Source organism: Massilia consociata, from assembly GCF_042432755.1.
GTDB lineage: Bacteria > Pseudomonadota > Gammaproteobacteria > Burkholderiales > Burkholderiaceae_D > Telluria > Telluria consociata.
On the sequence record NZ_JBHLWP010000004.1, the window covers coordinates 126,751 to 152,830 of the forward strand.

Annotated in this window: 27 protein-coding genes and 1 tRNA gene; 8 read left to right on the plus strand and 20 right to left on the minus strand. The window is 64.6% G+C overall.

What is annotated here, in order from left to right; translation table 11 throughout:
* Positions 1 to 31 precede the first annotated feature (31 nt).
* From ACFFJK_RS03695 to ACFFJK_RS03715, 5 genes are all read right to left on the minus strand, one after another.
* A complete protein-coding gene (locus ACFFJK_RS03695) occupies positions 32 to 1,069 on the minus strand; it encodes a LacI family DNA-binding transcriptional regulator (RefSeq protein WP_379677761.1) in 1,038 nt (345 codons plus the stop codon).
* 75 nt (positions 1,070 to 1,144) lie between these two features.
* Positions 1,145 to 2,209 carry an ABC transporter ATP-binding protein gene (locus ACFFJK_RS03700; RefSeq protein ID WP_379677762.1) on the minus strand — a complete coding sequence of 355 codons (1,065 nt, stop codon included), beginning with the start codon at positions 2,207 to 2,209 and terminating at the stop codon, positions 1,145 to 1,147.
* 13 nt (positions 2,210 to 2,222) lie between these two features.
* Positions 2,223 to 3,128 (minus strand): carbohydrate ABC transporter permease, encoded by a 906-nt coding sequence (locus ACFFJK_RS03705; protein ID WP_379677763.1) that lies wholly within the window; start codon positions 3,126 to 3,128, stop codon positions 2,223 to 2,225.
* Positions 3,125 to 4,012 (minus strand): carbohydrate ABC transporter permease, encoded by an 888-nt coding sequence (locus ACFFJK_RS03710; RefSeq protein ID WP_379677764.1) that lies wholly within the window; start codon positions 4,010 to 4,012, stop codon positions 3,125 to 3,127. Before ACFFJK_RS03710 ends, ACFFJK_RS03705 begins: the two co-directional genes overlap by 4 nt.
* Positions 4,013 to 4,016: 4 nt before the next feature.
* Positions 4,017 to 5,288: an ABC transporter substrate-binding protein gene (locus ACFFJK_RS03715; protein ID WP_379677765.1), complete on the minus strand. Its 1,272-nt coding sequence runs from the start codon at positions 5,286 to 5,288 to the stop codon at positions 4,017 to 4,019.
* 328 nt (positions 5,289 to 5,616) lie between these two features.
* Here ACFFJK_RS03715 and ACFFJK_RS03720 point away from each other — a divergent pair, with 328 nt between their 5' ends.
* Together ACFFJK_RS03720 and ACFFJK_RS03725 are read left to right on the plus strand one after the other, a co-directional pair.
* Complete coding sequence (locus tag ACFFJK_RS03720) at positions 5,617 to 6,828, plus strand: cation:proton antiporter (RefSeq protein WP_379677766.1); 1,212 nt, start codon at positions 5,617 to 5,619, stop codon at positions 6,826 to 6,828.
* A 211-nt stretch (positions 6,829 to 7,039) separates the two neighbouring features.
* Positions 7,040 to 7,543 (plus strand): glycoside hydrolase family 24 protein, encoded by a 504-nt coding sequence (locus ACFFJK_RS03725; protein WP_379677767.1) that lies wholly within the window; start codon positions 7,040 to 7,042, stop codon positions 7,541 to 7,543.
* A gap of 67 nt (positions 7,544 to 7,610) precedes the next feature.
* On the opposite strand, the gene ACFFJK_RS03730 is transcribed toward ACFFJK_RS03725, so the two are convergent.
* The 10 genes from ACFFJK_RS03730 to petA form a co-directional block, all read right to left on the minus strand.
* Entirely contained in the window at positions 7,611 to 9,293 is a 1,683-nt protein-coding gene (locus ACFFJK_RS03730; RefSeq protein ID WP_379677768.1) for a hybrid sensor histidine kinase/response regulator, read from the minus strand.
* A gap of 6 nt (positions 9,294 to 9,299) precedes the next feature.
* Entirely contained in the window at positions 9,300 to 10,472 is a 1,173-nt protein-coding gene (locus ACFFJK_RS03735; RefSeq protein ID WP_379677769.1) for an FIST signal transduction protein, read from the minus strand.
* Between the two features lie 200 nt (positions 10,473 to 10,672).
* On the minus strand, positions 10,673 to 12,256 hold the full coding sequence (locus ACFFJK_RS03740) for a hybrid sensor histidine kinase/response regulator (protein WP_379677770.1): 1,584 nt from the start codon (positions 12,254 to 12,256) through the stop codon (positions 10,673 to 10,675).
* Between the two features lie 6 nt (positions 12,257 to 12,262).
* Positions 12,263 to 13,072 carry an alpha/beta fold hydrolase gene (locus ACFFJK_RS03745; protein WP_379677771.1) on the minus strand — a complete coding sequence of 270 codons (810 nt, stop codon included), beginning with the start codon at positions 13,070 to 13,072 and terminating at the stop codon, positions 12,263 to 12,265.
* Between the two features lie 183 nt (positions 13,073 to 13,255).
* A tRNA-Thr gene (locus ACFFJK_RS03750) sits at positions 13,256 to 13,331 on the minus strand.
* A gap of 25 nt (positions 13,332 to 13,356) precedes the next feature.
* On the minus strand, positions 13,357 to 13,842 hold the full coding sequence (locus ACFFJK_RS03755) for a ClpXP protease specificity-enhancing factor (RefSeq protein WP_379677772.1): 486 nt from the start codon (positions 13,840 to 13,842) through the stop codon (positions 13,357 to 13,359).
* 180 nt (positions 13,843 to 14,022) lie between these two features.
* The gene (locus ACFFJK_RS03760; protein ID WP_036252914.1) at positions 14,023 to 14,634 is read right to left on the minus strand and encodes a glutathione S-transferase N-terminal domain-containing protein; all 612 of its coding nucleotides are present in this window, start codon (positions 14,632 to 14,634) and stop codon (positions 14,023 to 14,025) included.
* A gap of 263 nt (positions 14,635 to 14,897) precedes the next feature.
* Complete coding sequence (locus ACFFJK_RS03765; RefSeq protein WP_379677773.1) at positions 14,898 to 15,662, minus strand: cytochrome c1; 765 nt, start codon at positions 15,660 to 15,662, stop codon at positions 14,898 to 14,900.
* A 30-nt stretch (positions 15,663 to 15,692) separates the two neighbouring features.
* A complete protein-coding gene (locus ACFFJK_RS03770) occupies positions 15,693 to 17,108 on the minus strand; it encodes a cytochrome b (protein ID WP_379677774.1) in 1,416 nt (471 codons plus the stop codon).
* Between the two features lies 1 nt (position 17,109).
* A complete protein-coding gene (petA, locus tag ACFFJK_RS03775) occupies positions 17,110 to 17,724 on the minus strand; it encodes a ubiquinol-cytochrome c reductase iron-sulfur subunit (RefSeq protein WP_379677775.1) in 615 nt (204 codons plus the stop codon).
* Positions 17,725 to 17,949: 225 nt separating this feature from the next.
* Between petA and mscL the strand changes: the two genes are divergently transcribed.
* From mscL to ACFFJK_RS03795, 4 genes are all read left to right on the plus strand, one after another.
* A complete protein-coding gene (mscL, locus tag ACFFJK_RS03780; RefSeq protein WP_379677776.1) occupies positions 17,950 to 18,369 on the plus strand; it encodes a large conductance mechanosensitive channel protein MscL in 420 nt (139 codons plus the stop codon).
* A 62-nt stretch (positions 18,370 to 18,431) separates the two neighbouring features.
* Positions 18,432 to 19,580, plus strand: a complete 1,149-nt coding sequence (locus ACFFJK_RS03785; protein WP_379677858.1) for a Do family serine endopeptidase — start codon at positions 18,432 to 18,434, stop codon at positions 19,578 to 19,580.
* Positions 19,581 to 19,604: 24 nt separating this feature from the next.
* Positions 19,605 to 20,297, plus strand: a complete 693-nt coding sequence (locus ACFFJK_RS03790; protein WP_379677777.1) for a DUF2461 domain-containing protein — start codon at positions 19,605 to 19,607, stop codon at positions 20,295 to 20,297.
* A gap of 27 nt (positions 20,298 to 20,324) precedes the next feature.
* On the plus strand, positions 20,325 to 20,699 hold the full coding sequence (locus ACFFJK_RS03795; protein WP_379677779.1) for a cupin domain-containing protein: 375 nt from the start codon (positions 20,325 to 20,327) through the stop codon (positions 20,697 to 20,699).
* A gap of 187 nt (positions 20,700 to 20,886) precedes the next feature.
* Here ACFFJK_RS03795 and ACFFJK_RS03800 read toward each other — a convergent pair whose 3' ends face one another.
* The 5 genes from ACFFJK_RS03800 to ACFFJK_RS03820 all read right to left on the minus strand — a co-directional run bounded on the left by ACFFJK_RS03800 (position 20,887) and on the right by ACFFJK_RS03820 (position 23,806).
* Positions 20,887 to 21,918, minus strand: coding sequence for an NAD(P)H-dependent glycerol-3-phosphate dehydrogenase (locus tag ACFFJK_RS03800; protein ID WP_379677780.1), 1,032 nt, complete (start codon positions 21,916 to 21,918; stop codon positions 20,887 to 20,889).
* Between the two features lie 28 nt (positions 21,919 to 21,946).
* A complete protein-coding gene (locus ACFFJK_RS03805; RefSeq protein WP_379677782.1) occupies positions 21,947 to 22,387 on the minus strand; it encodes an SH3 domain-containing protein in 441 nt (146 codons plus the stop codon).
* Positions 22,388 to 22,514: 127 nt separating this feature from the next.
* Positions 22,515 to 22,973, minus strand: a complete 459-nt coding sequence (secB, locus tag ACFFJK_RS03810) for a protein-export chaperone SecB (protein WP_379677783.1) — start codon at positions 22,971 to 22,973, stop codon at positions 22,515 to 22,517.
* A 146-nt stretch (positions 22,974 to 23,119) separates the two neighbouring features.
* Entirely contained in the window at positions 23,120 to 23,383 is a 264-nt protein-coding gene (gene grxC / locus ACFFJK_RS03815) for a glutaredoxin 3 (protein WP_379677784.1), read from the minus strand.
* A gap of 21 nt (positions 23,384 to 23,404) precedes the next feature.
* Positions 23,405 to 23,806, minus strand: a complete 402-nt coding sequence (locus ACFFJK_RS03820; RefSeq protein WP_379677785.1) for a rhodanese-like domain-containing protein — start codon at positions 23,804 to 23,806, stop codon at positions 23,405 to 23,407.
* An 89-nt stretch (positions 23,807 to 23,895) separates the two neighbouring features.
* Between ACFFJK_RS03820 and gpmA the strand changes: the two genes are divergently transcribed.
* Together gpmA and ACFFJK_RS03830 are read left to right on the plus strand one after the other, a co-directional pair.
* Entirely contained in the window at positions 23,896 to 24,642 is a 747-nt protein-coding gene (gpmA, locus tag ACFFJK_RS03825) for a 2,3-diphosphoglycerate-dependent phosphoglycerate mutase (RefSeq protein ID WP_379677786.1), read from the plus strand.
* 9 nt (positions 24,643 to 24,651) lie between these two features.
* Entirely contained in the window at positions 24,652 to 26,070 is a 1,419-nt protein-coding gene (locus tag ACFFJK_RS03830; protein WP_379677859.1) for a murein hydrolase activator EnvC family protein, read from the plus strand.
* The last annotated feature ends 10 nt before the right edge of the window (positions 26,071 to 26,080 follow it).

The window sequence follows — 26,080 nt, forward strand, 5'->3', positions numbered from 1 at the left end:
CCGGCGAGCGGCCCCGTGTGGGCGGCATGCCTCATTTCTTGCGGTTCCGGGCACTCGGCCCCTCGGCCGCCTTGGCCAGCGACGCGCGCAGCGTCACGCTCACCGGGAAGGTGCGCGATACCGGGCGGTGCAGGTCGTAGCAGCGGTTGAGCAGGGCATTGAGGCCGTTGAGCGTCATTTCGCGCCACGGCATGTGCACCGAGGTCAGGCGCGGGGCCGAGAAGGCGGCGCTGGGCGTGTCGTCGTAGCCGATCACGGACAGGTCGCGCGGCACGCTGATGCCGGCTTCCTGGAAATAGGACAGCGCGCCCACCGCCATCTCGTCGTTGGCGCAGAACAGGGCGGAGCACGTCCGGCCGGATTCGACCAGCTCCTTGGCCGCGGCCCAGCCGCCGGCAGGAGAAAAGTCGCTTTCCATCACCCACAGCTTGCCGGTGTCGATGCCTTCGCTTTCCAGCTCGTCCATGAAACCCTTGATGCGGGCCACGTTGTCGGCCAGGGCCGCCGGGCCGGCGATGACGGCGATGTCGCGGTGCTTGTAGTCGAGCAGGGTGCGCGCGGCGAGGCGCCCGCCGAGCACGTGGTCCACCGTGAAGCACTGCTCCGGGATGCCGCTGAACTCGTGGTTCAGGGCCACCAGCTGGCGCTGCCTGCCGCCGAGGGTGGCCAGGTCGTCGTCGTTCAGGGCGCTGGTCATCATGATGATGCCGTCGCAGCCGCGTTCGACCAGGAACTCGATGCCCTCCATTGCCTGGCGGCGCGCGTCGCCCAGGCCGACGCCGAAGGCCACCACCATGTGCAGGCCGGCGGCGCGCAGTTCGGTGTCGATGATCTGCAGGATCGGCGTATAAAAGGTGCCGCTCAGGACGGGGATGTAGACGCCGATCATCTGGCTGGTGCCCGACAGCAGGGCGCGCGCCGCATGCGAAGGGCGGAATCCCAGTTCGTCGATCGCCTTGCGCACGCGCTCGAGCGTGGCCGGCGACACCGAGCCCTTGCCGCTGACCACGCGCGAGGCGGTGCCGAGGCCGACTCCGGCGAGACGCGCTACGTCCTTGATGGTTGCCACTGACGATCCTTACCTGGTTGAGGGATTATTCGATGAATACTGAAGCATACTGCATCCAACTGACACCGGCAGCTTTCACAAACGCCTGCCGCTGGCCGGGTCGAACAGCGAGACCCGCGCCACGTCGATCGCGAAGCGCACCGCCTGCCCCATCGCCAGCGGACGCGGATCGTGCACGATGCTCGACAGGACATGGCCGCCGCAGTCCAGCCACACGACCTGGTGGTTGCCCATCGGCTCGACCAGGGTCACGCTCGCCTTCAAGGGGCCGTCGGGCTGGAGATGGATGTCTTCCGGGCGCACCGCCAGCGTCACCGCGCCCATCGCGGCGACGCAGTCGGACGGCAGGGTCACGGCCAGGGCGCCGGCGCTGAAACGGCGCTGGACTTCCAATGTTCCTTCCAGCTGCCCCTCGACGAAATTCATCGACGGCGAGCCGAGGAAGCCTGCCACGAAGCGGTTGGCCGGGCGTTCGTACACTTCGCTCGGGGTGCCGATCTGCTGGATGCGCCCGCCCTGCATCACGACGATGCGGGTGGCCAGGGTCATCGCCTCGGCCTGGTCGTGGGTGACGTAGATCATGGTCGAGCCGAGCGCCCCGTGCAGCAGCTTGAGTTCGCGGCGCAGTTCGGCGCGCAGCTTGGCGTCCAGGTTCGACAGCGGTTCGTCGAACAGGTACACGCCCGCCTCACGCACCAGGGCGCGGCCGATCGCCACGCGCTGGCGCTGGCCGCCCGACAGCTGGGCCGGTTTACGGTCCAGCAGGGATTCGAGCTGCAGCATCTCGGCCGCACGCTGCACGCGGCGCGCGATCTCGGCCTTCGGCGCGCCGGCAATGCGCAGGCCGAAGGACATGTTCTTCTCCACCGTCATGGTCGGGTACAGCGCATAGGATTGAAACACCATGCCGATGCCGCGTTCGCTCGGGTCGGCATCGCTCATGTCGCGCCCGCCGATCTCGATCGATCCGTCGCTGAGGTCGATCAGGCCGGCGATGCTGTGCAGCAGGGTCGACTTGCCGCAGCCCGAAGGCCCGAGCAGCACCAGGAACTCGCCCGGCTCGACCTGCAGGTCGAGGTCGCGGATGACCTGGTTGCCGCCGCGGGTGATGCACAGTTTGCGTAGGTGGACGTTCGACATGTTCAGCCCTTGTTCAACCCTTGACCGCGCCGGCGGCAATGCCGCGCACGAACCAGCGCCCGGAAACAAAATAGATCGCCAGCGGCACCGCCGCCGTGAGCATGGTCGCGGCCATGTTCACGTTGTACAGGCGGAGGCCGGTGGTGGTGTTGATCACGTTATTCAGCTGCACCGTCATCGGCGCGTTGTCGCGGCCGGCAAAGACCAGGCCCAGGATGTAGTCGTTCCACACGCCGGTCACCTGCATGATGGCGGCCACCACGACGATCGGCAGCGACATCGGCAGCATCACCTGGATGAAAATGCGCCAGAAGCCGCCGCCGTCGATGCGCGCCGCCTGGAACAGTTCATGGGGCACCGACGCATAGTAATTCCGGAACAGCAGCGTCATGATCGGCATGCCGAAGATGACGTGCACCAGCACGATGGCCGGCAGCGAACCGAACACGCCGGCGCGCGCCATCATCCACACCAGCGGGTAGATCATGACCTGCACCGGGATGAAGGCGCCGGCCAGCAGCACGCCGAACAGGATGTTGGCGCCGCGCGGGCGCCAGAACGACAGCGCGTACCCATTGATGGCGCCCAGCAGGATCGGGATGATGGTACTGGGCACCGTGATCGCCACCGAATTCCAGAAGCCGCCGCTGACCTGGCTCCAGGCCTGCTGCCAGGGTTCCACCGTGGCCAGCAGCGGCAGGGCGAACACGTTGCCGCTCCTGATCTCGTCCATCGACTTGAAGGACGTGATGATCATGACGTACAGCGGCAGCAGGAAGTACAGCGCGGCGCTGAACAGGAAGGCATACACGCCGATGCGCGCCGGCGACAGGCGCCTGCGGCGCAGCCGGGGCGCGGATGCGGGAGCAGACTCGGCGGGCAGCACGGGGGCGATCGCCTGCAGGCTGGAATGGCTCATGCGCGCTTGCTCCGGCTGCGTGCGTAGGCATACGGCGCCAGCAGGGCCAGCACCGGAATCAGGAGGGTCACCGCGCCGGCCGAGGCCAGGCCGATGTTCGAGCGCAGGAACAGGTGGTCCATGATGAACTTGGCCGGCACCTCGCTCGCCGTGCCGGGCCCGCCGCCGGTCATGGCGACCACCGCGTCGTACAGTTTCACCACGGCGGTGCACAGCAGCAGGAATACGGTGGCCACCGTCGGGCCCAGCATCGGCAGCACGATCTGCAGGTAAACGCGCCAGGCCGGGATGCCGTCCAGGCGCGCCGCCTTGTAGATTTCCGGGTCGATGCCGCGCAGGCCGGCCAGCATCAGCGCCATCACCAGGCCCGAGGCCTGCCAGACGGCGGCGATGACGACCGTGTAGATCACCATGTCCTGGTCGATCAGCCAGTCGAAGCTGAAGTGCGTGAAACCGAGCCGGCGCACCGCGCCCTCGATGCCGGCGCCGGGCGCCAGCATCCACTGCCATACCAGGCCGGTGGCGATGAAGGACATCGCATACGGATACAGGAACACGGTGCGCAAGACACCTTCGCCGGTGACGTTCTGGTCGATGAAGGCAGCCAGCAGGAAGCCGAGCACCATGCAGGCGACGATGAACAGCGCGCCGTACACGGCCAGGTTGTTCAGCGAGAGCAGCCAGCGCTCGTTGTCGAACAGGCGGATGTACTGCGCCGCCCCGATGAAGTTGTCGGAGGCGAAGGTGCGCGAGGCGGTGAACGAGGTCTTGAACGTCCACAGCGCCGCGCCGATGTAGGCGACCAGCACCGTCAGCGCCATCGGCAGCAGGGCCAGGTGCGGCGCGATACGTGGAGCGATCTTGTTGGCGCGGTGGATGAACATGGCGTCAGTATTTGAGGGCGTTGGCGATGCTCTTCTGGGCCTTCTCGGCCGTCATGCTCGTGTTCCAGTAGGCGGTGAGCACGTCCTGCATGGCGCCGTTCTGGTCCGGCGTGAGGTAGACCTCGGTGACGCCGGCCTGGCGCGAACGGTCCTTCATGATCGCGATGCCTTTTTGCGCGCACAGGTCGAGTTCCTCGGCATCGACATCGGTGCGCACCGGGATCGACCCCTTCAGTTTGCTGAAGCCCACCTGCAGCGTCGGCTGCGAGACGACCTGCGCCAGCAGCTGCTGGGCCTTGACGGTCTGGGCGTCCCTGGTGCGCGGGAAGACGAACACGTCGCCCTGGATCAGGTAGGGCGAGGCCGGGCCGAGGCCGGCCATGCAGCCGTAGTGCCGGCCCGCCACCTGGCGCGCGTTCGTGAATTCGCCCTTGGCCCAGTCGCCCATCACCTGGAAACCGGCCCGGCCGGCGATGACCATGGCCGTGGCGTCGTTCCAGTTGCGGCCCGGCGAGCCGGCATCGACATACGACTTCAGGCGCTTGAAGGCCAGCAGCACGTCGCGAAAGGCCGGAGACAGCAGGGTCGCCTGGTCGCGGTCGCGCATCGCCTTCAGGTACAGCTCCTTGCCGCCCATGTTGGCCAGGATGGCCGAGAACAGCACGGTCTCCTGCCAGGCCTGGCCGCCGTGGGCGAGGGGGACGATGCCGGCCGCCTTCAGCTTGTCGAGGGCGGCGAAGAATTCGGCCATGCTGGCCGGCTCCCGTGTGATGCCGGCTTTTTGGAAAGCGGCCTTCGAATACCAGAACCAGGTCTGCATGTGGATGTTCAGCGGCACCGCATAGTAGTGGCCACCCACCTTGATCACGTCGATGATCGGCGCGGGCAGCATCTGGTCCCAGTTCTGGGCGCGCGCCACCACGTCGACGTTGATGAGCATGTCCGCCTCGATCACGTCGAGGAACTGCTTGGAGGTGTTGAACTGGGCGGCGGTGGGCGGGTTGCCGCCGACGATGCGGTTGATGGTCACCGCGCGCGACTGGTCGCCGCCGGCGATCGCGGTGTCGATCCAGACGCCGCCGGCATCGCGGTAGGCCTGGGCAACCTGCCGGACGGCGGCGGATTCGCCGCCCGACGTCCACCAGTGGATCACCTCGGCCTTCGGCGCGGCATGCAGCGACGCGGCATGCACCGGCATCGCCGTCGTCCATGCGCTCGCCGCAAAGGCGCCGGCGAGCCACGCGCAGGCTGCCGCCAGGGTGCGTACTGTGAACATCGTGTCTCCGTGGTGTGCCGTGTTTGTCGGTAATGTTGTCGCAAGATTGGAAACGTTACCACCGGCTTTTTCCCGACTATAGCACCGGGTGAAATCGTGGTCAAACAAATATTGCAATTCGGATTCTGGCACAGTTTCCTGCCCTTCAAGAAACTTCCTGAAGCAGCGTAGCCTGCCCGCAGTTGTTGTCTCCGGCCCATGTACTGACGATTCGTGGCTGTGGTATCGTTTCCAATTGCCGCAAAGTGGATATTTCGGGCAACAATAGCAGGCTGCACACGGCCCGGATGACGCTGCGGCCACAACGACAACGACAAAGGGAGAGGCCATGCACGCCGCAATGGGGACCACCGAGATTTTCCTGATCGCGATGCTGATCATCTTCACGCTGCCCTACCTGATCTGGCGGCTGGGGAATACCGACTATTTCGCCCCGCTGGTCGTGGTGCAGATCATTACCGGCGTCCTGCTGGGACCGGGCATCCTGGGCCGCGCCTACCCCGAGTACTACGCCTTCGTCTTCAACCCGGAAGTGATCGCCTGCCTGAACGGCGTGGCTTGGTGGGGCGTGATGATCTTCGTGATGCTGGCCGGGATCGAACTCGACCTGAAGAAAGCCTGGGAGCACCGCCGCGAAAGCACGATCACGGCCGGGCTGGCGCTGGGCACGCCGCTGCTGTTCGGCAGCGTGGCGGCGCTCGGCATGCTCGGCTACGCCGGCTGGATCGGCCCCAAGGCGCGCGACTGGCAGTTCGTGCTGGGCGTGGGCATGGCCTGCGCGGTGACGGCGCTGCCGATCCTGATCCTCCTGATGGAAAAGCTGGCGATCCTGCGCGAGCCGATCGGCCAGCGCATCCTGCGTTATGCGAGCCTGGACGACATCGCGATCTGGGGCGTGCTGGCGCTGATCCTGCTGGATTGGGAGCGGGTCGGCCGCCAGCTCGGTTTCCTGGTCGCCTTCGGCGCCGCCACCTGGCTGTACCGCCGCCTGATGGTCCGCCTGGAAGAGCGCGACCGCTGGTATGTGGCGCTCATCTGGCTGGCGATCTGCGCCCTGGCCTCGGACTGGGCCGGCCTGCACTACATGGTCGGCGCCTTCCTGGCCGGCGCCGTGATGGACGCGAAATGGTTCAACCAGGAGCGCCTGGACTTCCTGCGCCATAACGTGCTGCTGGTCCTGATGCCGGTATTTTTCCTCAGCACTGGCCTGCGCACCAACTGGGCGGTGGGCGGCTCGGCGGTGTTCGTCGCGGCAGGCGTGCTGCTGGTCGCTTCGGTGGCGGGCAAGCTGGCCGGCGTCCACATCGCCGGCCGCGTGCTGAAGTGGGGAGAAGGCGAGGCCTCGATCATCGGCTGGCTGCTGCAGACCAAGGCCTTGATCATGATCATCTTCGCCAACATCCTGCTCGACAAGGCGATCATCACCAGCGAAACCTTCACGGCGCTGCTGTTGATGGCCATCGGCAGCACCATGCTGACGGTGCCGGTGGTGTATCCGAAGCTGCAGCGCGTGGCGGCGCTGGTGTTCAAGGCCAGTTGAGGCCGGTCTCGCACGGGCGCGCGGCGCGCGCCGCAAGCCCGTGCAACGCTACTTCCGGCCAACTTTTCCCAAGGTCCATCTTGCTCATCCACAAGCCGTCTGTCCGGTCTCCATGACAAGGATCGAACGCGCGCATCCTGCTGAGCTGCCTCAACCGTGACGTTTACCCGCTTCCTAAGATGGCTTCATGTGGCCTGCATGAGGAGGCGGTATGGACCAGCACATCAAGGAACGCCGTGCGGCAAACGCGGAATTCCTGTCGCACCCGAATGTCGCAGCCTTCCTGAAAGCGATTGCCGAGGCGGAGGGCGGCGGTTACGACTTCAAGTATGGCGCGCTCAAGGGGCGCCGCAACGACCGCTGGCGCTTCAAGGATACCTCCACGCACCCGGGGGCGGGCATCGACGGCAAGTCGACCGCGGCCGGGATGTACCAGATCACGCGGCCGACCTGGCGGCACCACGGGGGCAAGCTGGGATTGACGGACTTTTCGCCGCAGACGCAGGATTTGATTGCGGTGGAAATCCTGCGCAGCCTGGGGGTGATCGAGCAGATCAAGGCAGGGGAGCTGGAAGCGGTCATGCCGAAGGTGGCAAGGATCTGGGCTGCGCTGCCGAAAGGGGAGGGACAGGGGAACCACTATCCACACCAGCGCCACGTCAGCTTCGACAGCTTTCTTTCTGCCTACGTCGATGCGGGAGGGAAGGTCGCCTGACAGTCAGGCGGGTGTTCCATGGTATAGCGGCATGTCATTTCTGCTCCAGCTTCCTTGCGGGACTGCCTCAGGTGGCGAGCTTTTTCGCAGCGTTCTCGAGCAATCGAAGAAGGGCCGTCGTGTCCACGGGCTTGGTCAGGTGATGGTTGAAGCCTGCTTCGATTGCATATGCGCGGTCTGTCGGCTGGCCATATCCGGTCAGCGCAATGAGCGTCGCGCTGCCGGTGTGGGGCAGCGCGCGCATCTGGCGAGCCAGCGTGTAGCCGTCCATATCCGGAAGGCCGATATCCAGCAGCAGGACATCGGGCGCAGCCTGCGCTGCCAGAGCCAGTGCGCCGCGGCCTTCGTAAGCAACACGCGACCGATATCCAATCGTATTGAGAAACATCGACAGGGTGTCGGCCGCATCGACGTTATCGTCAACGATCAGTATGTCGAGTTCGTCGTTGGATGGCGTCGGGGCGTTCCGGCTCGGGGGCAGCGCCGGAGCGACGCTATGCACAAGGGGTAACCGGATCGTAAACTCGCTGCCGGTGCCCTCTCCGGCACTGGAGACGCTGACGCTACCCCCATGCCGCTCAACCAGGCTTTTCACCAGGGCCAGGCCCACGCCCAGGCCACCCTGCGCCCTGTCCGGCGAGCGTTCCCCTTGAACAAACAGATCGAAGACATGCGGCAGCAGGGCAGGTTCGATACCGATGCCGCTGTCTCGCACGATAACGTGCACCGCCGCTTCGTCATATTTCAGTTCCAGCGCAATGACACCGCCCGGTGGCGTGTATTTGCTGGCGTTGTTGAGCAGGTTGGTGACGATCTGGACAAGCCGGGTGCTGTCGCCATGCACCAGCACCGCTTGCGCCGGGAGCGCCAGCACCAGGCGGTGCTGGCGTGCCTCGATCGATGGTCGGGCCTGCTCTACCGCGTCGCCCACGATCGCACACATGTCGTGCAATTCCAGTGCGAGTTCCACGAGGCCGCCGGTGACACGCGAAACGTCGAGCAAGTCGTCGAGCAGATTGGTCATGTGAGCAACCTGGCGGTCGATAATCTCGCAGGTATCCTTGATGCGCGCCGGCGTTGATTGCCCCAGCCGCAAGATCTGGGCTGCCATGCCGATCGGGGCGAGCGGGTTTCGCAACTCGTGCGCGAGCATCGCCAGGAACTCATCTTTGCGGCGGTCCGCATCGCGCAGCTTGGCCTCGATCATGCGCCGTGACGCCAGTTCGTTTTCGGCCCGTTGGTAAGCGCTCTGCAGTTCTCTCCGGCTGACGTCGAGAGCGGCATTCAGTTCGCTCGCGCGGCGGTTGCTGTCACGTGCAGCAGCAGCATGGCCTTCAGCGGCCAGTTCGGCACGTTCGCCGAGCAACTTTGCGGCCAGTAGAGGCAATAGTGCGGCGATGGCAGCCTGCACCGGCGATGCAGGTTGTGCCCCGACGAAAACGACGATAACGCTCGCCGTGGAATCACATCGGCCCCAGACAGGCGCCTCTGCCGGTCCGCTGGGCAGCGGCAGGGACGCCCCCGCGCTACCGGCGTTTGCGCACTGGCGCAGAAAGTCTTGCCAGCGCCGCCCGGCGCGTAGTGTCTGGGGCAATCCGGGGGCGGGCAAGAATATTCCCAGCTCCGGGTCCCTGCCAAACAACAGAACCTGTGGGACGCCGGCATAGCGGGCCAGCTCCTCCGTCGCAGCGAACCTCGCCTCGGGCCTCTGCAGGCCGATGAAGATGGATACAAGCTCGAACGGAATCATCGACGCTCAGCGAGGGATGGCACACACGATGGCGGTGCAATTGTGGAAGCCGCTGAACTGCCCCGTGCTCCTGGCAATTTGACCGTATGTATTACAGCCTACGAAATTATCCGAGCCAAGCGTCGCGGCCACCGCGTCGAGCTCGGCGCCGAATTCACGTCCCAGCCGTAGTCGGGTAGCTGCGCAATCGAACAGCAGCGAGCCTGCGTGCTCGCCGCCTTCCAGTCCCGCGAGCGCTGCCGCGGAAGCCTGGCGCGCTGCCTCGCACGCAGAGCTCACGTCGGCCGCCATGATGCGCACTGTCGCCCCGACAGGAACCTCGGCCGCACAGGAAATTGAACCGTCATCGTTGAGGGTCAGCGGTACCCGCAGCTTGTAGCCGTCCCCGGTGTCGATGCCGATCACATTGTGCAGGAAAAAGGGGAGCGGGTCGGCCGGGTCGAAGGTTTGTCCGGTAGCGTGCGCATGCTCGGCAAACACTTCTACTGCAGGCGTGGCATTCAAGCTCACCAGACGATTGCCCAAGGCTTCGGTAACACGCAGCGCAGGGCTGCTGGGTTGCCAGCCGTGGCGCACGCCCAGGCCAATGGGTTTTTTGGAGAGCATTTCCAACACGACGATCGCATCGGTATGCTCTTCGGTCCCTATGAATACATGCGTTTCATGAAACTCGGCGTCGTCGGCCGCCCCGCCACCGAACAGTTGGTAGGTACCGCCAGTACGCACCGTCATTTCGTGAATGATCTCGTCGACATACCCGGCCAGCGCATCGGTCAGCACCAACGCGCTGCGATAGGGGAATTCCGGATGATCTCCGCCGCTAAAGACGGGCATTACCTGGTCGAGCGCGCTGCTTGGGTTACTGCGCAGGCCCTTGCCCAGTCCGGCACGAAACAGGATGTCGTCTGTCCGGATCGCCATCACGGACACAGACGCAGTGCCTGTGGAGCAACCGGAAAATTCGCCGGCCGATGAGCAGCCGACCAGCAAGCGCGGCTGGCACGCGGTTTCCAGCGCAGAAAGCAAGGGCTGGAAAGCGAATTCGGGCGACGCAAAAACGATCAGCACGTCCGGGCGCTCTCCGTGTAATGTCGGACGAATCGATTCCGCGAGTGCGTGGCCAGCTGCATCGGGTGCACACAGGGTTGTGTGGCTGACTGCGACCAGGGTAGTTGCCATGGATTGACTATGAAACGGGTGGACGGAAAGGGTTGGAGGGCGAAACGACGTGATCGAAGGCTACTTCGGCGTGGGTGACCATAGAACAAATAATACAATCATGCAATTGTCTTCCATACGGCAACAATAAGGCGGGTGCTTCACGGCAACCATCCTTGCGATATCCCTCTTTCTGTTCCGGTTCGCCATGGATTGCTCGCTCATCTGTCGAAGTCCTTGCTGCTGCCTACGCGCTGCAGCAGGGTGCGCAGCAATTCGAAATCGATCGGCTTGGTCAGGTGGTGGTCGAATCCGGCATCGAAGGCACGCTCGCGGTCCTTCTGCTGTCCCCAGCCGGTTGCCGCGATCAGCATCATGCGTTCACCTTCCGGCAGCAGGCGCACGCGGCGCGCCAGCTCGTAGCCGTTCATGTCCGGCAGGCCGATGTCGAGCAGGGCCACCTCGGGCGCAAAGGCGGGCAGCAGCGCCAGCGCGGCGCCGGCCGAATGGGCGACGCGGATGTCGCAGCCGGCGCATTCGAGCGCCATCGCCAGGATTTGCGCCGCATCCTCGTTGTCGTCCACCACCAGCACACGCACCCGGACCGGGCTTGCATCGACCGCCGCCGCCGCGGCAGGACTGCTTGCCTGCGCCGACAGCGGAAGGCGCACGCTGAAGGTGCTGCCCTTGCCGGTTCCCGCGCTGTCCGCCCGGATGCTGCCGCCGTGCAGTTCGACGATGCCGCGCACCAGGGCCAGGCCGATGCCCAGGCCACCCTTGGCCCGGTCCAGCGCCGGCTCGAGCTGGGAGAACATGTCGAAGATGTTGCCCAGCGCTTCGAGCGGGATGCCGATGCCGTCGTCGCACACGCGTATCTCCGCCATGCCGTCCTCGCTGGCCAGGTGCAGCTCGATGAGGCCGCCGTTCGGCGTGTATTTGGCGGCATTGGTCAGCAGGTTCAACACGACCTGGGACAGCCGCGTGGCATCCCCGTCCACCATGACCGCACCGTGCGCAATGTCGAGGCGCAAGGTATGTCCTGCCGCTTCCATGGTAGCCGCCAGGTCCTGGGCGGCGGCGCGCACCAGCGTCGACAGCTCGACCGGGGCACGGCGCAGCTGCATGCGTCCCTGCGTGATGCGCGACACCTCCATCAAGTCGTCGACCAGGCGGGTCAGGTGCCGCAGCTGGCGGTCGAAGGCCTGCAGCAGGCGGCCATCCGCGCTGCGGGCGAACTTCAGCGTGAGCACGTCCAGCGCGCTGCGCATCGGGGCGAGCGGGTTGCGCAGTTCGTGCGACAGCGTCGCCAGGAATTCATCCTTCCGGCGATCGGCTGCCGACAGTTGGGCGTTGAGCCGTTTGAGTGCTTCTTCGGCGTCGCGCCGCGCTTCCAGCGCTGCCTCGGCCGCCTTCCGGGCATGTAACAGTTCGCGCTCGTAGGCTTGGCGGTCGGAAGCCTTGAAAATGGCCCAATGGTCGATGGGCTGCTCGCCCTCCTGGCGCCGCATGATGTTGATCAGGACCGGGAAGCGTTCCTGGCGGCGGTTGCGCAGGTCGACCTGGATCTCCGCCACGGAACCCTGCACCTGCAGGATCGGCTGGCAGTGCGTGTGATAGAACAGGCGCGCTCCTACTGGCAGCAAGTCCCGCATGCGGATCTTGCCGACCAGCTCTTCATGGTCGTAGCCGAGCCAGGTACAAGCGGTGTTGCTCGCCCTCAGGATCACCCCGTCGGGAGCGGTGACCAGCAGCGCGCAGGCCGCATGGTCGAACAGGACCTCGCCCGCAGGTAAGGGAATGGACACGGCGTGTCAGCGCAAGGCCTGTGCCAGGAACTGGTCGATCGCGCGCGAGCTTTCGGTGGGCGCGCTCATGTGCGGGCAATGGCCGACGTTGTCGATGATGTGCAGGGTGCTGCACGGCAGGTTCCGGTGCAGGTATTCGCCGACCGACAGCGGCGCGACCAGGTCGTCGCTGCATTGCAGGATCAGGGCCGGCACCGTCGAGCGCGGCACGTCCGCACGGTGATCGGACAGGAAGGTCACCCGGGCAAAGTGCTTGGCGATGTCGGGATCGTTGCGGCAGAAGCTGTTGGTCAGTTCTTCGCGCAGCTCGGGGCGATTGGGCACGCCCATGATGGCGGGGGCCATGCTGTTGGACCAGCCGAGGTAGTTCGCATCCATCGTCTCGAGCAGCTCGCCGATGTCCTCGTGGCTGAAGCCGCCGGCATACTCGCCATCGTTGATGTAGCAGGGCGACGGACCCACCATGACTTGCGCAACGAATTTTTCCGGTGCCTTGATCGTGGCCAGCAGGCCGATCATCGTGCTGACCGAATGCCCGACGAACACGACCGGACCGGTCGCGCACGCGTCGAGGATCTCGAGCAGGTCGTCGGCGTAGCCGTGCAGGCTGGCGTATTTTTCACGATCATAGGCCGACAGGTCGGAGCCGCCGCTGCCGACCAGGTCGAAGGAAAGCGTACGGAAACGATCGTGGTAGGCCGGCGCAAGGAAGCGCCACATGGTCTGGTCGCAGCCGAAGCCATGGGCGAACACCATGGTCGCCGAGCCGTTACCGGAGATACGAACATTGTTACGAACCTGGACGCGGGAGCTCATCGGTTTCGATGGGTGAAGTTAACAGGCGGATTATAGCCAGTTAATGCTGAGCAGAGCCGCACAGTTGAACCGAAATTGTCTCGTATTGACGAGTTGCGCGTTCATCCGGATCTAGCGTCCAGGCGTGCCGGCTGCAGAAAGCAAAAAGCCCAGCCAAATGGCTGGGCTTGATGCATGGAATACTGGTGCCGACTGCAGGACTCGAACCCGCCACCTGATGATTACAAATCAACTGCTCTACCTGATGAGCTAAGTCGGCTTGATCTTAGAACAACGATTATACGCTATTTGATGCGAGTCAAGGTCGGACGTCCGCCCTTCTTCGGCGGTTCGTCGTCGCCGGACGTCGAAGCAGGCTCGGCAGCCTGCGTGTCGGCCGTCCTGCCCGGCACCGCCGACAATCCGGCCGGGGCCGGTGCGTCGTCGGAGGCGGCAGGCGCCGGCATGTCGGCCGCCGTCACGTTCACCTCGAAGGCCATGCCCTGGCCGTTCTCGTTGGCATAAATCGCCAGCACGTTCGCCACCGGGATGTACAGCTCGCGCGAGACGCCGTTGAAACGGGCGCGGAAGTGGATCGCGTCGTTGTCCATCTTGAGGCCCGAGGTGGCGCCGTAGCTGATGTTCAGGATGATCTCGCCCTTGCGCACGTACTCCATCGGCACCGTCGTGGCGGAGTCGACCTTGACGGCAAGGTAGGGCGTGTAGCCGCTGTCCGTGCACCATTCATAGATGGCGCGCAGCAGGTAGGGCTTCGTGGAGATCTCTGACATTGTTTGTGGTAAATAAATAATACTTGGCGACCACGCCAGTTTACCGGAATCGCCGATTGGGCGTCCGAAACCGGCGTGAATCGAATCGAACTGCGCGAATCGAACTGCGCGAATCGCACTGCGTGCATCGACAGCGTGCAGCGCGGGGCCGCTGGCGGACGAAGCGGTCCGCCGGCAGGATCAGCGTCGCATCACTTTCTCGGACGGGGTCAGCGCTTCGATGTAGGCCGGGCGCGAGAAGATGCGCTCGGCGTACTTCATCAGGGGGGCCGCGGTCTTCGACAGTTCGATGCCGTAGTGGTCCAGGCGCCAGAGCAGCGGGGCGATCGCGACGTCCAGCATCGAGAACTCGTCGCCCAGCATGTACTTGTTCTTCAGGAACAGCGGGGCCAGCGTGGTCAGGCGGTCGCGGATTTCCGAACGGGCCTTGTCGTGGCTCTTGTCGTTCGTCTTGTTGCGCTCGCTTTCCAGCACGTGCACGTGGACGAACAGTTCCTTCTCGAAGTTGAACAGCATCAGGCGGGCACGGGCGCGCATCAGCGGGTCGGCCGGCATCAGCTGCGGGTGCGGGAAGCGCTCGTCGATGTACTCGTTGATGATGTTCGATTCGTACAGGATGAGTTCGCGCTCGACCAGGATCGGCACCTGGCCGTACGGGTTCATGGTCGAGATGTCTTCCGGCTTGTTGAACAGGTCGACGTCGCGCACCTCGAAGTCCATGCCCTTTTCGAACAGGACGAGGCGGCAGCGTTGGGAGAACGGGCACGTGGTGCCGGAGTAGAGAACCATCATGGTTTATAGTTCCTTAAGAAACAATGGGGTGAAGCGCCCAGGGAAGCACTGAGTTATTCTGGCGGATGGGATTGGCCATGGAAAAAGCGGCCGGCAAGGCGCAAACCGCAGCCATACCGCGTGGTATGGCGAGGATTTGCAACGCAGCAGGGCGTTTTTTCTCCGGGCCAAGACCGCCGCCATGAATAAATCAGTGCTTCCCTCGCGATTCACCCCGAAAAATGATTGCCCGTATTATAGCCAACCGGGCAATGAAAGCGAATTTACTTGACGTCTTTCCAGTACGATTTGTTCAGGAGCCAGGCCAGGAAGGCAAATCCTGCAAGAAACAACAACACAATAACGCCCAAGCGTTTGCGCGTGTCTTGCGCTGGCTCAGCCATCCAGACCAGGTAGGCAACCAGGTCGGCGGTCGCGGTGTCGAACTCCTGCGCGCTCATCGTGCCCGGCATCACCTGCTCGAAGCCGTTGAACTTCTGCATCTTCTTGCCGGCCTCGTGCGGGTCGTCCACCTCGATGAATTTCGCGGTACGGATGCCCTGCTCCTGCCACATCACGTGCGGCATGGCCACGTTCGGCACGACCATGTTGTTCCAGCCGGTCGGGCGCTCGGCATCGGCGTAGAAGGTGCGCAGGTAGGTGTACAGGTAATCGGCGCCGCTGCCGGCCGCCGAGGCCTTGGCGCGTGCGATCACCGACAAATCCGGCGGTACCGAGCCGAACCAGGCCTTGGCGTCGTCCGCACGCATGGCCGTCGTCATCATGCCGCCAACCTTGTCTTGGGAAAACAACAGGTTGTTCTTGATCTGCTCTTCGCTCAAGCCGATGTCGCGCAGGCGGTTGTAGCGCATGGCTGATGCCGAGTGGCAGTTCAGGCAGTGGTTGACGAACAGCTTGGCGCCGTTCTGCAGCGACGACAGGTCGGCACGCTCCGGTGCCGGCTCGAGCGCAATGCCGCCTTCGGCGGCGAAAACCAGTCCCGGCACCAGCGCCAGGACTGCAATCAGTTTCTTCGCAAAGAATGTCATGGTGTGTCCTTGTGCTTTCTTGTTCTGCGATCAGTGCGGCGTGAAGGTCAGGCGCGTCGGCACCGGCTTGAACCGGCCCATCGTGCTCCACCACGGCATCAACAGGAAGAACGCAAAGTACAGCAGGGTCGCCACTTGCGAGATGATCGTGTAGGCCGGGGTCGGCAGCTGGGTACCGAGGTAGCCCAGGGTGACGAAGCACAGCGCGAACAGGCTGTAGACCCACTTGTGCCAGTCCGGACGGTAGCGGATCGAGCGCGCCGGCGAGTGGTCGAGCCACGGCAGGAAGGCGATGATCACCACCGACGAACCGAACAGCACCACGCCCCAGAACTTCGCGTCCAGCACCTGCGGCAGCATGCCGATGATCAGGACCAGGCCGATGGCGGCGATGACGATCTTGGTGCGGTAGGCCAGGCGCGACTTGAGCCAGATGAACACGACGTAGGCGGCGGTCGCGGCCATCAGGACGTACATGAAGTCGGCGGTGGTGGCGCGCAGCACCGAGTAGAACGGCGTGAAGTACCAGGTCGGCGCGATGTGGGCCGGGGTCTTCATCGAGTCGGCCGGCAGGAAGTTGTTGTATTCCAGGAAGTAGCCGCCCATCTCAGGCGCGAAGAACACGATCGCCGAGAAGATGAACAGGAACACCGCCACGCCGAAGAAGTCCTTGGCCGAGTAGTACGGGTGCGACGGGATGCCGTCGACCGGATGGCCGTCCGGACCGAGGTTGTCCTTGATCTCGATGCCGTCCGGGTTGTTCGAGCCGACTTCGTGCAGCGCGACCAGGTGGGCGGCGACCAGGCCCAGGATCACCAGCGGCAGGGCGATGACGTGGAAGGCGAAGAAGCGGTTCAGGGTGGCGTCGGAGACGACGTAGTCGCCGCGGATCCACAGCGACAGGTCCTCGCCGATCAGGGGAATCGCGCCGAACAGGTTGACGATCACCTGGGCACCCCAGTACGACATCTGCCCCCATGGCAGCAGGTAGCCGAAGAAGGCTTCGGCCATCAGGCACAGGAAGATCGCGAAGCCGAACAGCCAGATCAGCTCGCGCGGCTTGCGGTAGGAACCGTACATCAGGCCGCGCGCCATGTGCAGGTAGACCACCACGAAGAACATCGAGGCGCCGGTCGAGTGCATGTAGCGCACCAGCCAGCCCCACGGCACTTCGCGCATGATGTATTCGACCGAGCCGAAGGCCAGGTTGGCATCCGGCTTGTAGTGCATGGTCAGGAAGATGCCGGTGACGATCTGCAGCACCAGCACCAGCATGGCCAGCGAGCCGAACAGGTACCAGACATTGAAATTCTTCGGGGCATAGTACTTGCCCCACTGGTCGTTCCACAGCTTCGACAGCGGGAAGCGGTCGTCGACCCAGGCCAGGGCCTTCTGGCCCGCCGAGGCGTGGGTGGGAACCTGCGTTTCCTTGAATGGGCCGCCCATGTTATGCCTCGCCTTTCTCGTCTTTGCCGATCACCAGGCGGTTATCGGACAGGTACATGTACGGAGGAACATCCATGTTGGTCGGCGCCGGCTTGTTCTGGAACACGCGCGCCGACAGGTCGAAGGTCGAGCCGTGGCAGGGGCAGAGGAAGCCGCCCGGCCAGTCGTTGGGCAGGTTCGGCTGCGGCCCGGAGGCCAGGCGCGAGGACGGCGAGCAGCCCAGGTGCGAGCAGATACCGACCGTGACCAGCACTTCCTTGTGCTCGGCGCGGGCGCGGTAGGGGTTCTTGGCGTATTCCGGCATCGGCAGCTGGAATGTCTTTTCGGAGTTGGGGTCGGCCAGTTCGCCGCTGACCTTGTCGAGGGTGGCCAGCATTTCCGGCGTGCGGCGCAGGATCCAGACCGGCCTGCCGCGCCATTCGACGACTTTCATTTCGCCCGGCTTGACGTCCGAGATATCGACCTCGACAGGAGCGCCTGCGGCTTTCGCGCGCTCGGACGGCTGGAAGGTGCTGACGAGGACTCCCGCCGTGGAAACCCCGACGACGCCGCCTGCGGCGCATGTCGCGACCAGCAGTCCACGTCGGCCTGAATCGACCTGCTTTTCATTACTCATACCAACCCCACTCCGTGAAAATACGAATCTTAAGAATTAATAAAGAGCTTCCAGCAACACAAAATTATATGTGAACGGCAATACCGATTGGAAAAAAATTATCAAGCGGACACATCCGGTGTGATATCTGTTCCACGGGCAGGGCGGCAGAAGCCCGTGCGCCGCCTACGGGGCCTTGCGGTATCATGGAGTCGTTTGCATCAATAACAATGAAAGGGGTGCCGGATGGCGATGATGGACGAGTTCAAAAAGTTTGCAATGCGCGGCAACGTCGTCGATCTTGCGGTCGGCGTGATCATTGGCGGCGCCTTCGGCCGCATCGTCGATTCGCTGGTGAAGGATGTCATCATGCCGCCGATCGGGATGTTGTTCGGCGGCCTCGATTTTGCCAATTACTATATCCCTTTGAACAATCAGGGAACAGGCTTGCCGCTTGCGGAAGCGCAAAAAGCCGGCGCGGTACTCGCATACGGAAATTTTTTGACCATTTTGCTGAACTTCATCCTGCTCGCATTTGTCATCTTTCAGATGGTACGGCTGGTGAACCGCCTGCGCGGCCCGGCCGAGGCGCCGGCGCCGGCCCCTGTGGCCACGCCGGAAGACATCGTCCTGCTGCGCGAAATCCGTGATTCCCTGAAAAAGTGAAAGACACCATCCACGAAATCCGGCCTTCGGGCACGCAACACCTGAAACGGCCGCCGGGAGCGCTGCGCCGCTTCTGGCTGCTGTTCGCGCAAGCCGTCACGGTCGCGCTGGCGCTGTATTTCGTGGTCACGGTCATGCGGCCCGAGTGGCTGCAGCGTGCGCCGTCCCAGGTCCAGGTCGGCGCACCCGGCAAGGGCGTGCCGGTGCTGCAGGGCCCGGCAGTGCCGGCGAGCGGCAGCTACCGCGATGCGGCCGGCCGCGCCATGCCGGCCGTCGTCAACATCCTCACCAGCAAAACCTCGCGCGAGACCCATCCGCTGCTGAAGGACCCGTTCTTCCGCCGCTTCTTCGGCGACCGCCTGCCGCCCGACGAGCAGCTGGCCAGCCTCGGCTCGGGCGTGATCGTCAGCGGCGAAGGCTACATCCTCACCAACAACCATGTCATCGAAGGCGCCGACGTGATCGAGGTCGGCCTGGCCGACGGCCGCAAGGCCTCTGCACGCATCGTCGGCACCGACCCGGAAACCGATCTTGCCGTGATCCGCATCGCGGCGCGCAACCTGCCGGTCATGGTGCTGGGCGACCCCGAAGCGGCGCGGGTCGGCGACGTCGTGCTCGCGATCGGCAACCCCTTCGGTGTCGGCCAGACCGTCACGCTCGGCATCATCTCGGCGCTGGGCCGCAACAACCTGCACATCAACCATTTCGAGAATTTCATCCAGACCGACGCCGCCATCAACTTCGGCAACTCGGGCGGGGCGCTGGTCGATACCAACGGCCACCTGCTCGGCATTAATTCGGCCATCTACTCGCAGACCGGCGGCTCGGTCGGCATCGGCTTCGCCATCCCCGTCAGCACGGCCAAGAACGTGCTGGACTCGATCATCAAGCACGGCCAGGTCGTGCGCGGCTGGATTGGCATCGAATCGCAGGACATCACGCCCGAGCTGGCCGAAAGTTTTGGCCTGGGCCGCTCCAGCGGCGCCATCATCGCCGGCGTCGTGCGCGGCGGGCCGGCCGACCGCGCCGGCATGCGCCCGGGCGACATCCTGGTGGCCGTCGGCGGCAAGACGGTGGCCAACACCAGCGAGATGCTCAATCTCATCGCCCAGCTCGAGCCGGGCGAAAAAACGCCGCTGCGCATCCTGCGCAAGAACCGCGAAACCACGCTCGACGTCACCGTCGGCAAGCGGCCGCGCCAGCTCCAATAATTTTCTTATTCACCCGGATGATCCATGCACCTGCGTGACTTGACGCAATTTTTAAGCGAGCTCAGCGAGAACAACACCCGACCCTGGTTCATCATGAACAAGCCGCGCTACGACATCCTGCGCGCGGAATTCCTCGAGGTCGTCACCGAACTGATCAAGGAATTGGGCAGCTTCGACAAGCAGGTAGCCGCCTGCGATCCGAAAAAGGCCATGTTCCGCATCCACCGCGACGTGCGCTTCGCCAAGGACAAGCGGCCTTATAAAACCCATTTCTCGGCAGGCATCGCGCCGCTGAATAAACGGCGGCCCAGCGCCGCCGGCGGGCCGACCTATTACTTCCATATCGAAGCCAACGGCAACCTGCTGTTCGGGGCGGGCGAGTACCTGCCGCCGGCGCCGCGCCTGAAGGCGATCCGGGAACACGTGGTCAACGATGCGACAGGCTTCAGCAAAATGTTGAAGAATAAGCATCTCCGCACGACCTACGGCGACCTGCAGACCGAAGACAAGCTGCAGCGCCCGCCGAAGGGCGTCGATCCGAACCACCCGCTGGTCGAATACCTGAAGCTCAAGAGCTTTTTCGTGTGGGTCGAGGTGCCGCTGCTGCTCAATGCGCCCGAATTGCTGGTGCCGCAGCTGGCCAGCGGCATGAAGGATGCATTTGCGCTGGTTACCTGGCTGCGCAGCGTGCCGGAGAATCACCAGGAACAGGACTGAAGGCAGAACCACACCAAGGAGGGCGACATGGCCTTGCAACATGCAGTTTCGGGCGAGCGCATCGTATTGCAGCGCGGCGACGACGATATCGCCCATTTCACGTCGATTGCACTGATCAAGACCGAGCACATGGAATTGATCCGCCTCGTCGTGCCGAAAGAAAAACCGATGCCCGAGCACCGGGTCGAAGGCGAGATGACGCTGCTGTGCCTGGAAGGAGAGATCGCCTTCGATGCGCACGGACGCACCACGATCCTGCGGCCGAACGAGATGGTGTACCTGGCCGGCGGCGAGCCGCATGCGGTGCGCGCCAACAAGGATGCGGTGGCCTTGCTGACCATCCTGTTGGGGCCGGTGCGCACGGGTGGGCCGACGAACGATCCGCGCGGGTCGGGCAATTAAGGTTCGCGACGAACTGGGCGGGATAATGCCAGCGGCATTGGCCCGCCTGCGCGGGAGGTCGTAGGCGCCAGTGGCGCTACGACGGTCTCAAGGCAAACTGAATAGTGGATAAGTTCGCGTGATCGCACTCTTCATCAACGTCGTTCCCGCGAAGGCGGGAACCCCATTTTCCTGAGCAGCCACCGGCTCACGCCAACTCATCCCTCGGATCGCGCGCCAGCAACTGCTGCGCCATCTCCGTCGCCGACACGCCATCGAACAGCACCGCCGCCACCGCCTCGGTGATCGGCATGTCCACGCCCAGCCTGCGCGCCAGCGCGCGCACCGACTTCGCGCACGGTACGCCTTCTGCCACGTGTCCCAGTTCGGTCACGATGGTGTCGAGCTGCTTGCCCTGCGCCAGGGCCAGGCCGACGCGCCGGTTGCGCGACAGGTCGCCGGTGCAGGTGAGGATCAGGTCGCCCATGCCGGCCAGGCCCATGAAGGTGCCGGCCTGCGCGCCCAGGGTCACGCCGAGGCGGGTGATCTCGGCCAGCCCGCGGGTGATCAGGGCCGCGCGCGCGTTCAGCCCCAGGCCCAGGCCGTCGGCTGTGCCGGTGGCGATCGCCATCACGTTCTTGACCGCGCCGCCCACTTCCACCCCGACCATGTCGTCGCACGAGTAGACGCGCAGGTTGTTGCCGTGCGCGGCCGCGACCACGCGCTCGCGCAGCTTTTCCGAGGCCGAGGCCACGGTCAGCGCGCAGGGCAGGGCGCGCGCCACTTCCTGTGCGAACGAGGGGCCGGACAGCGCCGCGCCCGGCACGGCGTCGCCGAGCACTTCCGCCACCACCTGGTGCGGCAGCAGGCCGGTACCGGCCTCGAAGCCCTTGCACAGCCAGACCACGTTCGGAATCGCGCGGCCTTTCAGTTGCCCCAGCAGCGGGCGCAGGCCGGCCACCGGGCAGGCCAGGATCAGGAGCGGGGCCTGGTCGTCGGACGCATCGACCACATGCGCCAGCGCCGCGTCGAAGTCGGCGCTCACGCGCAAGCTGGCGGGCAGCGGGTAGCCGGGCAGGTAATGCAGGTTTTCGCGTGCCTGTTCGGTTTCGGCCATTTGTACGGGGTTGCGGCCCCACAGCAGCACGTCATGGCGGGCGGCCAGTGCAATGGCCACGGCGGTGCCCCAGGCGCCGGCGCCCAGGACGGTAATCTTCGATGGTGTTTTGTCTTGTTGCATGCTTTCAGCCTGAATCAGGGGGCCGGTTTCACAAACCCCAGACGTCGTTGGACCGCATGAAGCCGAGGATGCCGTCGCGGTGGCGCACGCGCACCCAGGCCAGGGCGGTCGGATCGACCAGTTCGAGCATGACGCCCTTATCGGCCGTCATCAGGACCTGCGACGTGTCATCCGGCCCGGCAAAGACCTTGGCCCCGGGGGTGCGCACGACAACGCTGCGGCGCGCGCTCAGGCCCTTGGCCGGGGTCCACGCCACCTCGCCGTTCATGTCGCGCACCTTGACCCAGTCGCCGTAGCTCAGCATCACCTGCAGCGGCATGCCGCTCGGCGCAACGTACAGCTTGGCGCCCTTGCTGGTGGGGGTGTCGTACAGGATCACCGGGGCCGGGCCGACGCTCTTGAAGTCGAAGGCAAACGCTGCCGGTGCTGCCACGAGGAGCACGCTTGCAAGGAGACGGGATGGAATCATGGCGGGCCACCTGACGAATAAGACCGCGGGGCGTACCTACGGGACAACCGCGGGTGAACCGGGACGCCGGAAGGCAGGCACGGGCACCGCGCTGCGATGCCCGCGAGGGAACGACTGGGTCGCTGGCTTATTGTGCCGGCGCTGCAGCAGCCTGGGCCATTGCCTGGGCGCGCTGCTGGTAGAAGGCTTCGAAGTTGATCTCGGCCAGGTGCACCGGCGGGAAGCCGGCACGGCTGATCACGTCAGCGATGTTGGCGCGCAGGTACGGGTAGATGATGTTCGGGCAGCCGATGCCCAGCAGCGGATCCATCTGGTCAGCCGGGATGTTGCGGGCTTCGAAGATGCCAGCCTGCTTGCCTTCGACCAGGAAAGCGACCTTGTCCTTGACCTTGGCAGTGACGGTGATGGTCACGGTGGCTTCGTAGATGCCATCGGCGATGCCTTCGGCGCCGACATCCAGCGACACTTCGATGGTCGGTGCTTCCTGCTCGAGGAAGATCGACGGGGAATTCGGTTGTTCCAGCGACATGTCTTTCAGGTAGACGCGTTGGATTTGGAATACTGGTTGCAGGTTTTCGTCGGACATGGAACGCTTTCTAATAAGGAGGTGGACGGGCGCGCCGTCCCGGTACTTTGGTCAAACGCGACGGCAATTGTATCAAAATCAATTTGGATGCAATACCCCCGCGGCGACGGCCGGGAAGTTCGACCGGACGCCCGTCAAGACAGGGCTTATTCGCCCTTGAGCAGCGCATCCAGGCGGCCGGCCTGGTCGAGCGCGTACAGGTCGTCGAAGCCGCCGACGTGGGTGTCGCCCACGTAGATCTGCGGCACGGTGCGGCGGCCGGTGCGCTGCATCATGATCTGGCGCTGCTCCGGATCGAGGTCGACGCGGATGCGTTCGATGTCGGTCACGCCCTTGGCTTCGAGCAGGCGCTCGGCGCGGACGCAGTACGGGCAGGCGGCGGTGTGGTACAGAACGACGTGTGCGGTCATGGTGCTTCCTTCCTGAAGAGGTTACTTGGTTACCGGCAGGCCGGCGGCAAGCCAGGCCGCCAGGCCGCCCTCGAGCGCGTGGGCGTCTTCGAAACCGGCAGCCTGGAGCTGGCGCACGGCCTTGTCCGCGCGTGCGCCGTTCTGGCACACCACGATCACGGTGCGGTTCTTCGACTTTTCCAGCTCGCCGAGTCGCTTGCCCAAGTCTGCCAGCGGGATGTTTTTCGCGTCGCGCACGTGGCCGGCCGCAAACTCGTCGCTGCTTCGCACGTCGAGCACGAGGGTTTTGCCGCGGTTGATCATCTGCGTGGCCTGCAGCGCGGTGGCGCGTTTACCGCGCGGCGCCAGGGCCGGCCAGAGCAGGGCGCCGCCCGAAATCACAGCGATCGCCACGACGAAGATATTATCGAGAATGAAATTCACAAGGCTTCCAATGGTTGAACTGAATCGGCGCATTATAAAATAGATGCCGGACCGGATTTCAATCGCACCTTTATTCTTGAGAAGAGCTTATGTACAAAATCGTATTCATGCGCCACGGCGAATCCACCTGGAACCTGGAAAACCGCTTTACCGGCTGGACCGACGTCGACCTGACGGAGAAGGGCATCAACGAGGCCAGGACCGCCGGCCGCGTGCTGAAGGAAGCCGGTTTCACGTTTGACGTGGCTTACACGTCGGTGCTCAAGCGGGCGATCCGCACCCTGTGGCTGGCGCTGGACGAGATGGACATGATGTACCTGCCGATCAAGAACGACTGGCGCCTGAACGAGCGCCACTACGGCGCCCTGCAGGGCCTGGACAAGGCCGAGACGGCGGCAAAGTTCGGCGACGAGCAGGTCCTGGTCTGGCGCCGCAGCTACGACACCCCGCCGCCGGCGCTCGAAGACGGCGACGAGCGCACCTCGTTCAACGACCCGCGCTATGCCGGCCTCGACAAGACGCAGATCCCGCTGACCGAGTGCCTGAAGGACACCGTCGCGCGCGTGATGCCGGCCTGGGACGAGGAAATCGCTCCGCAAATTCGCGCGGGCAAGAACATCCTGATCTCGGCCCACGGCAACAGCCTGCGCGCCATCATCAAGATGCTCGACAACATCAGCGACACCGACATCGTCGGCCTGAACATCCCGAACGGACAGCCGTTGGTGTATGAGCTGGACGCCGACCTGAAGCCGATCAAGCATTATTACCTGGGCGACCAGGAAGCGATCGCCGCCGCCATGGCCGCCGTCGCCAACCAAGGGAAGGCGAAGTAAGTCTTGCGTTTGCCATTCACGAAGTCGGCCGGCAGCGCGCTCATCTGTGCGCTGCTGGCCTTCGCGCTGTCCGATTCCGCTTTTGCCCAACGCCAGACCGAACGCAGCCGCCAGAAGGCGACCGCGGAGAAGCAGCGCGCCGGTATCCAGCAACGATTGGAAGCCATCAAGCGCGACATCGCCCGTACCGAGAGCGAGAAGGAAGACGCCGCCGACGAGCTGGCGGCGTCCGAAGCCGCCATCTCCGACGCCAACCGCGCCTTGCGCGACCTGGCCGAGGAGCAGGATGCCACCAGCACCCGCCTGCACGAGCTGTCGACCGAAGGCGAGCGCCTGGGACAAACAATTGTTAATCAAAAGAAACAATTGTCGGAACTGCTGCGCGAGCACTACGTGGCTGGCAACGAAGACCGGATCAAGCTGCTGCTCTCCGGCGACAATCCGAACCGCATCAACCGCGACCTGCAAATGATGGCCTACGTCTCGCAGGCGCAGGCCCGTTTGCTGGCCTCGCTGCGCGCGAACCTGGCGCAGGTCGAGGCCAATCGCGACAAGGTCGAGAACGCCCAGCTGGAATTGCAGGAAATCGCCGCCGAGCAGCGCCAGCAGAAGGATCTGCTGGAACAGGAAAAGGCCAAGCGCGCGGCCCTGCTGCAGAACCTGTCGACCCGGCTGGTCGACCAGCGCAAGCAGGTCGACCGCCTGCAGCGCGACGAGCAGCGCCTGGGCGGCCTGGTGGACCGCCTGACGCGCCTGATCCGCGAGCAGGCCGAAGCCGAGCAGCGCCGCCAGGCTGCCCTGGCCGCGGCGAAAGCCAAGGCGGAAGCCGAAGAAAGGGCACGCGCCCTGGCGCGCGCCAAGGCCGCCGCCGAGAAGGCCGAGCGCGAGCGCATCGCGCGCCAGAACGCCAAGCCCGGCGTGAAGCCGGAGCCGGAACCGGAACCGCCACGGATCGTCGAGCAGCCCAGGCCGGCCGAGAAACCGACGGCGCCGCCGCCGCCCGAAGTGACGCTGGCGCCGGCCGCGCCGTCAGGCGCGTTTGCCAGCCTGCGCGGGCGCCTGAGCGCGCCGGTGAGCGGTACCATCGCGGCCCGTTTCGGCGCCCGCCGCGGCGAGGGGCCGACCTGGAAGGGCATGTTCATCAGGGCGGCCGAGGGCACCGAGATCCGCGCCGTCGGCGCCGGCCGCGTCGTGCACGCGGACTGGATGCGCGGCTTCGGCAACCTGATCATCATCGACCACGGCGGCGAGTACCTGTCGATCTATGGAAACAACTCGGCGCTATTGAAACGGCCGGGCGACATGGTGCGTGCCGGCGATCCGATTGCGAGCGCGGGCAACACCGGTGGCAACGAGGAATCGGGGCTATACTTTGAGCTCAGGCATCGCGGCAAGGCCTTCGACCCGGCAAGCTGGGTCAAATTCTAGGGAAGGATGA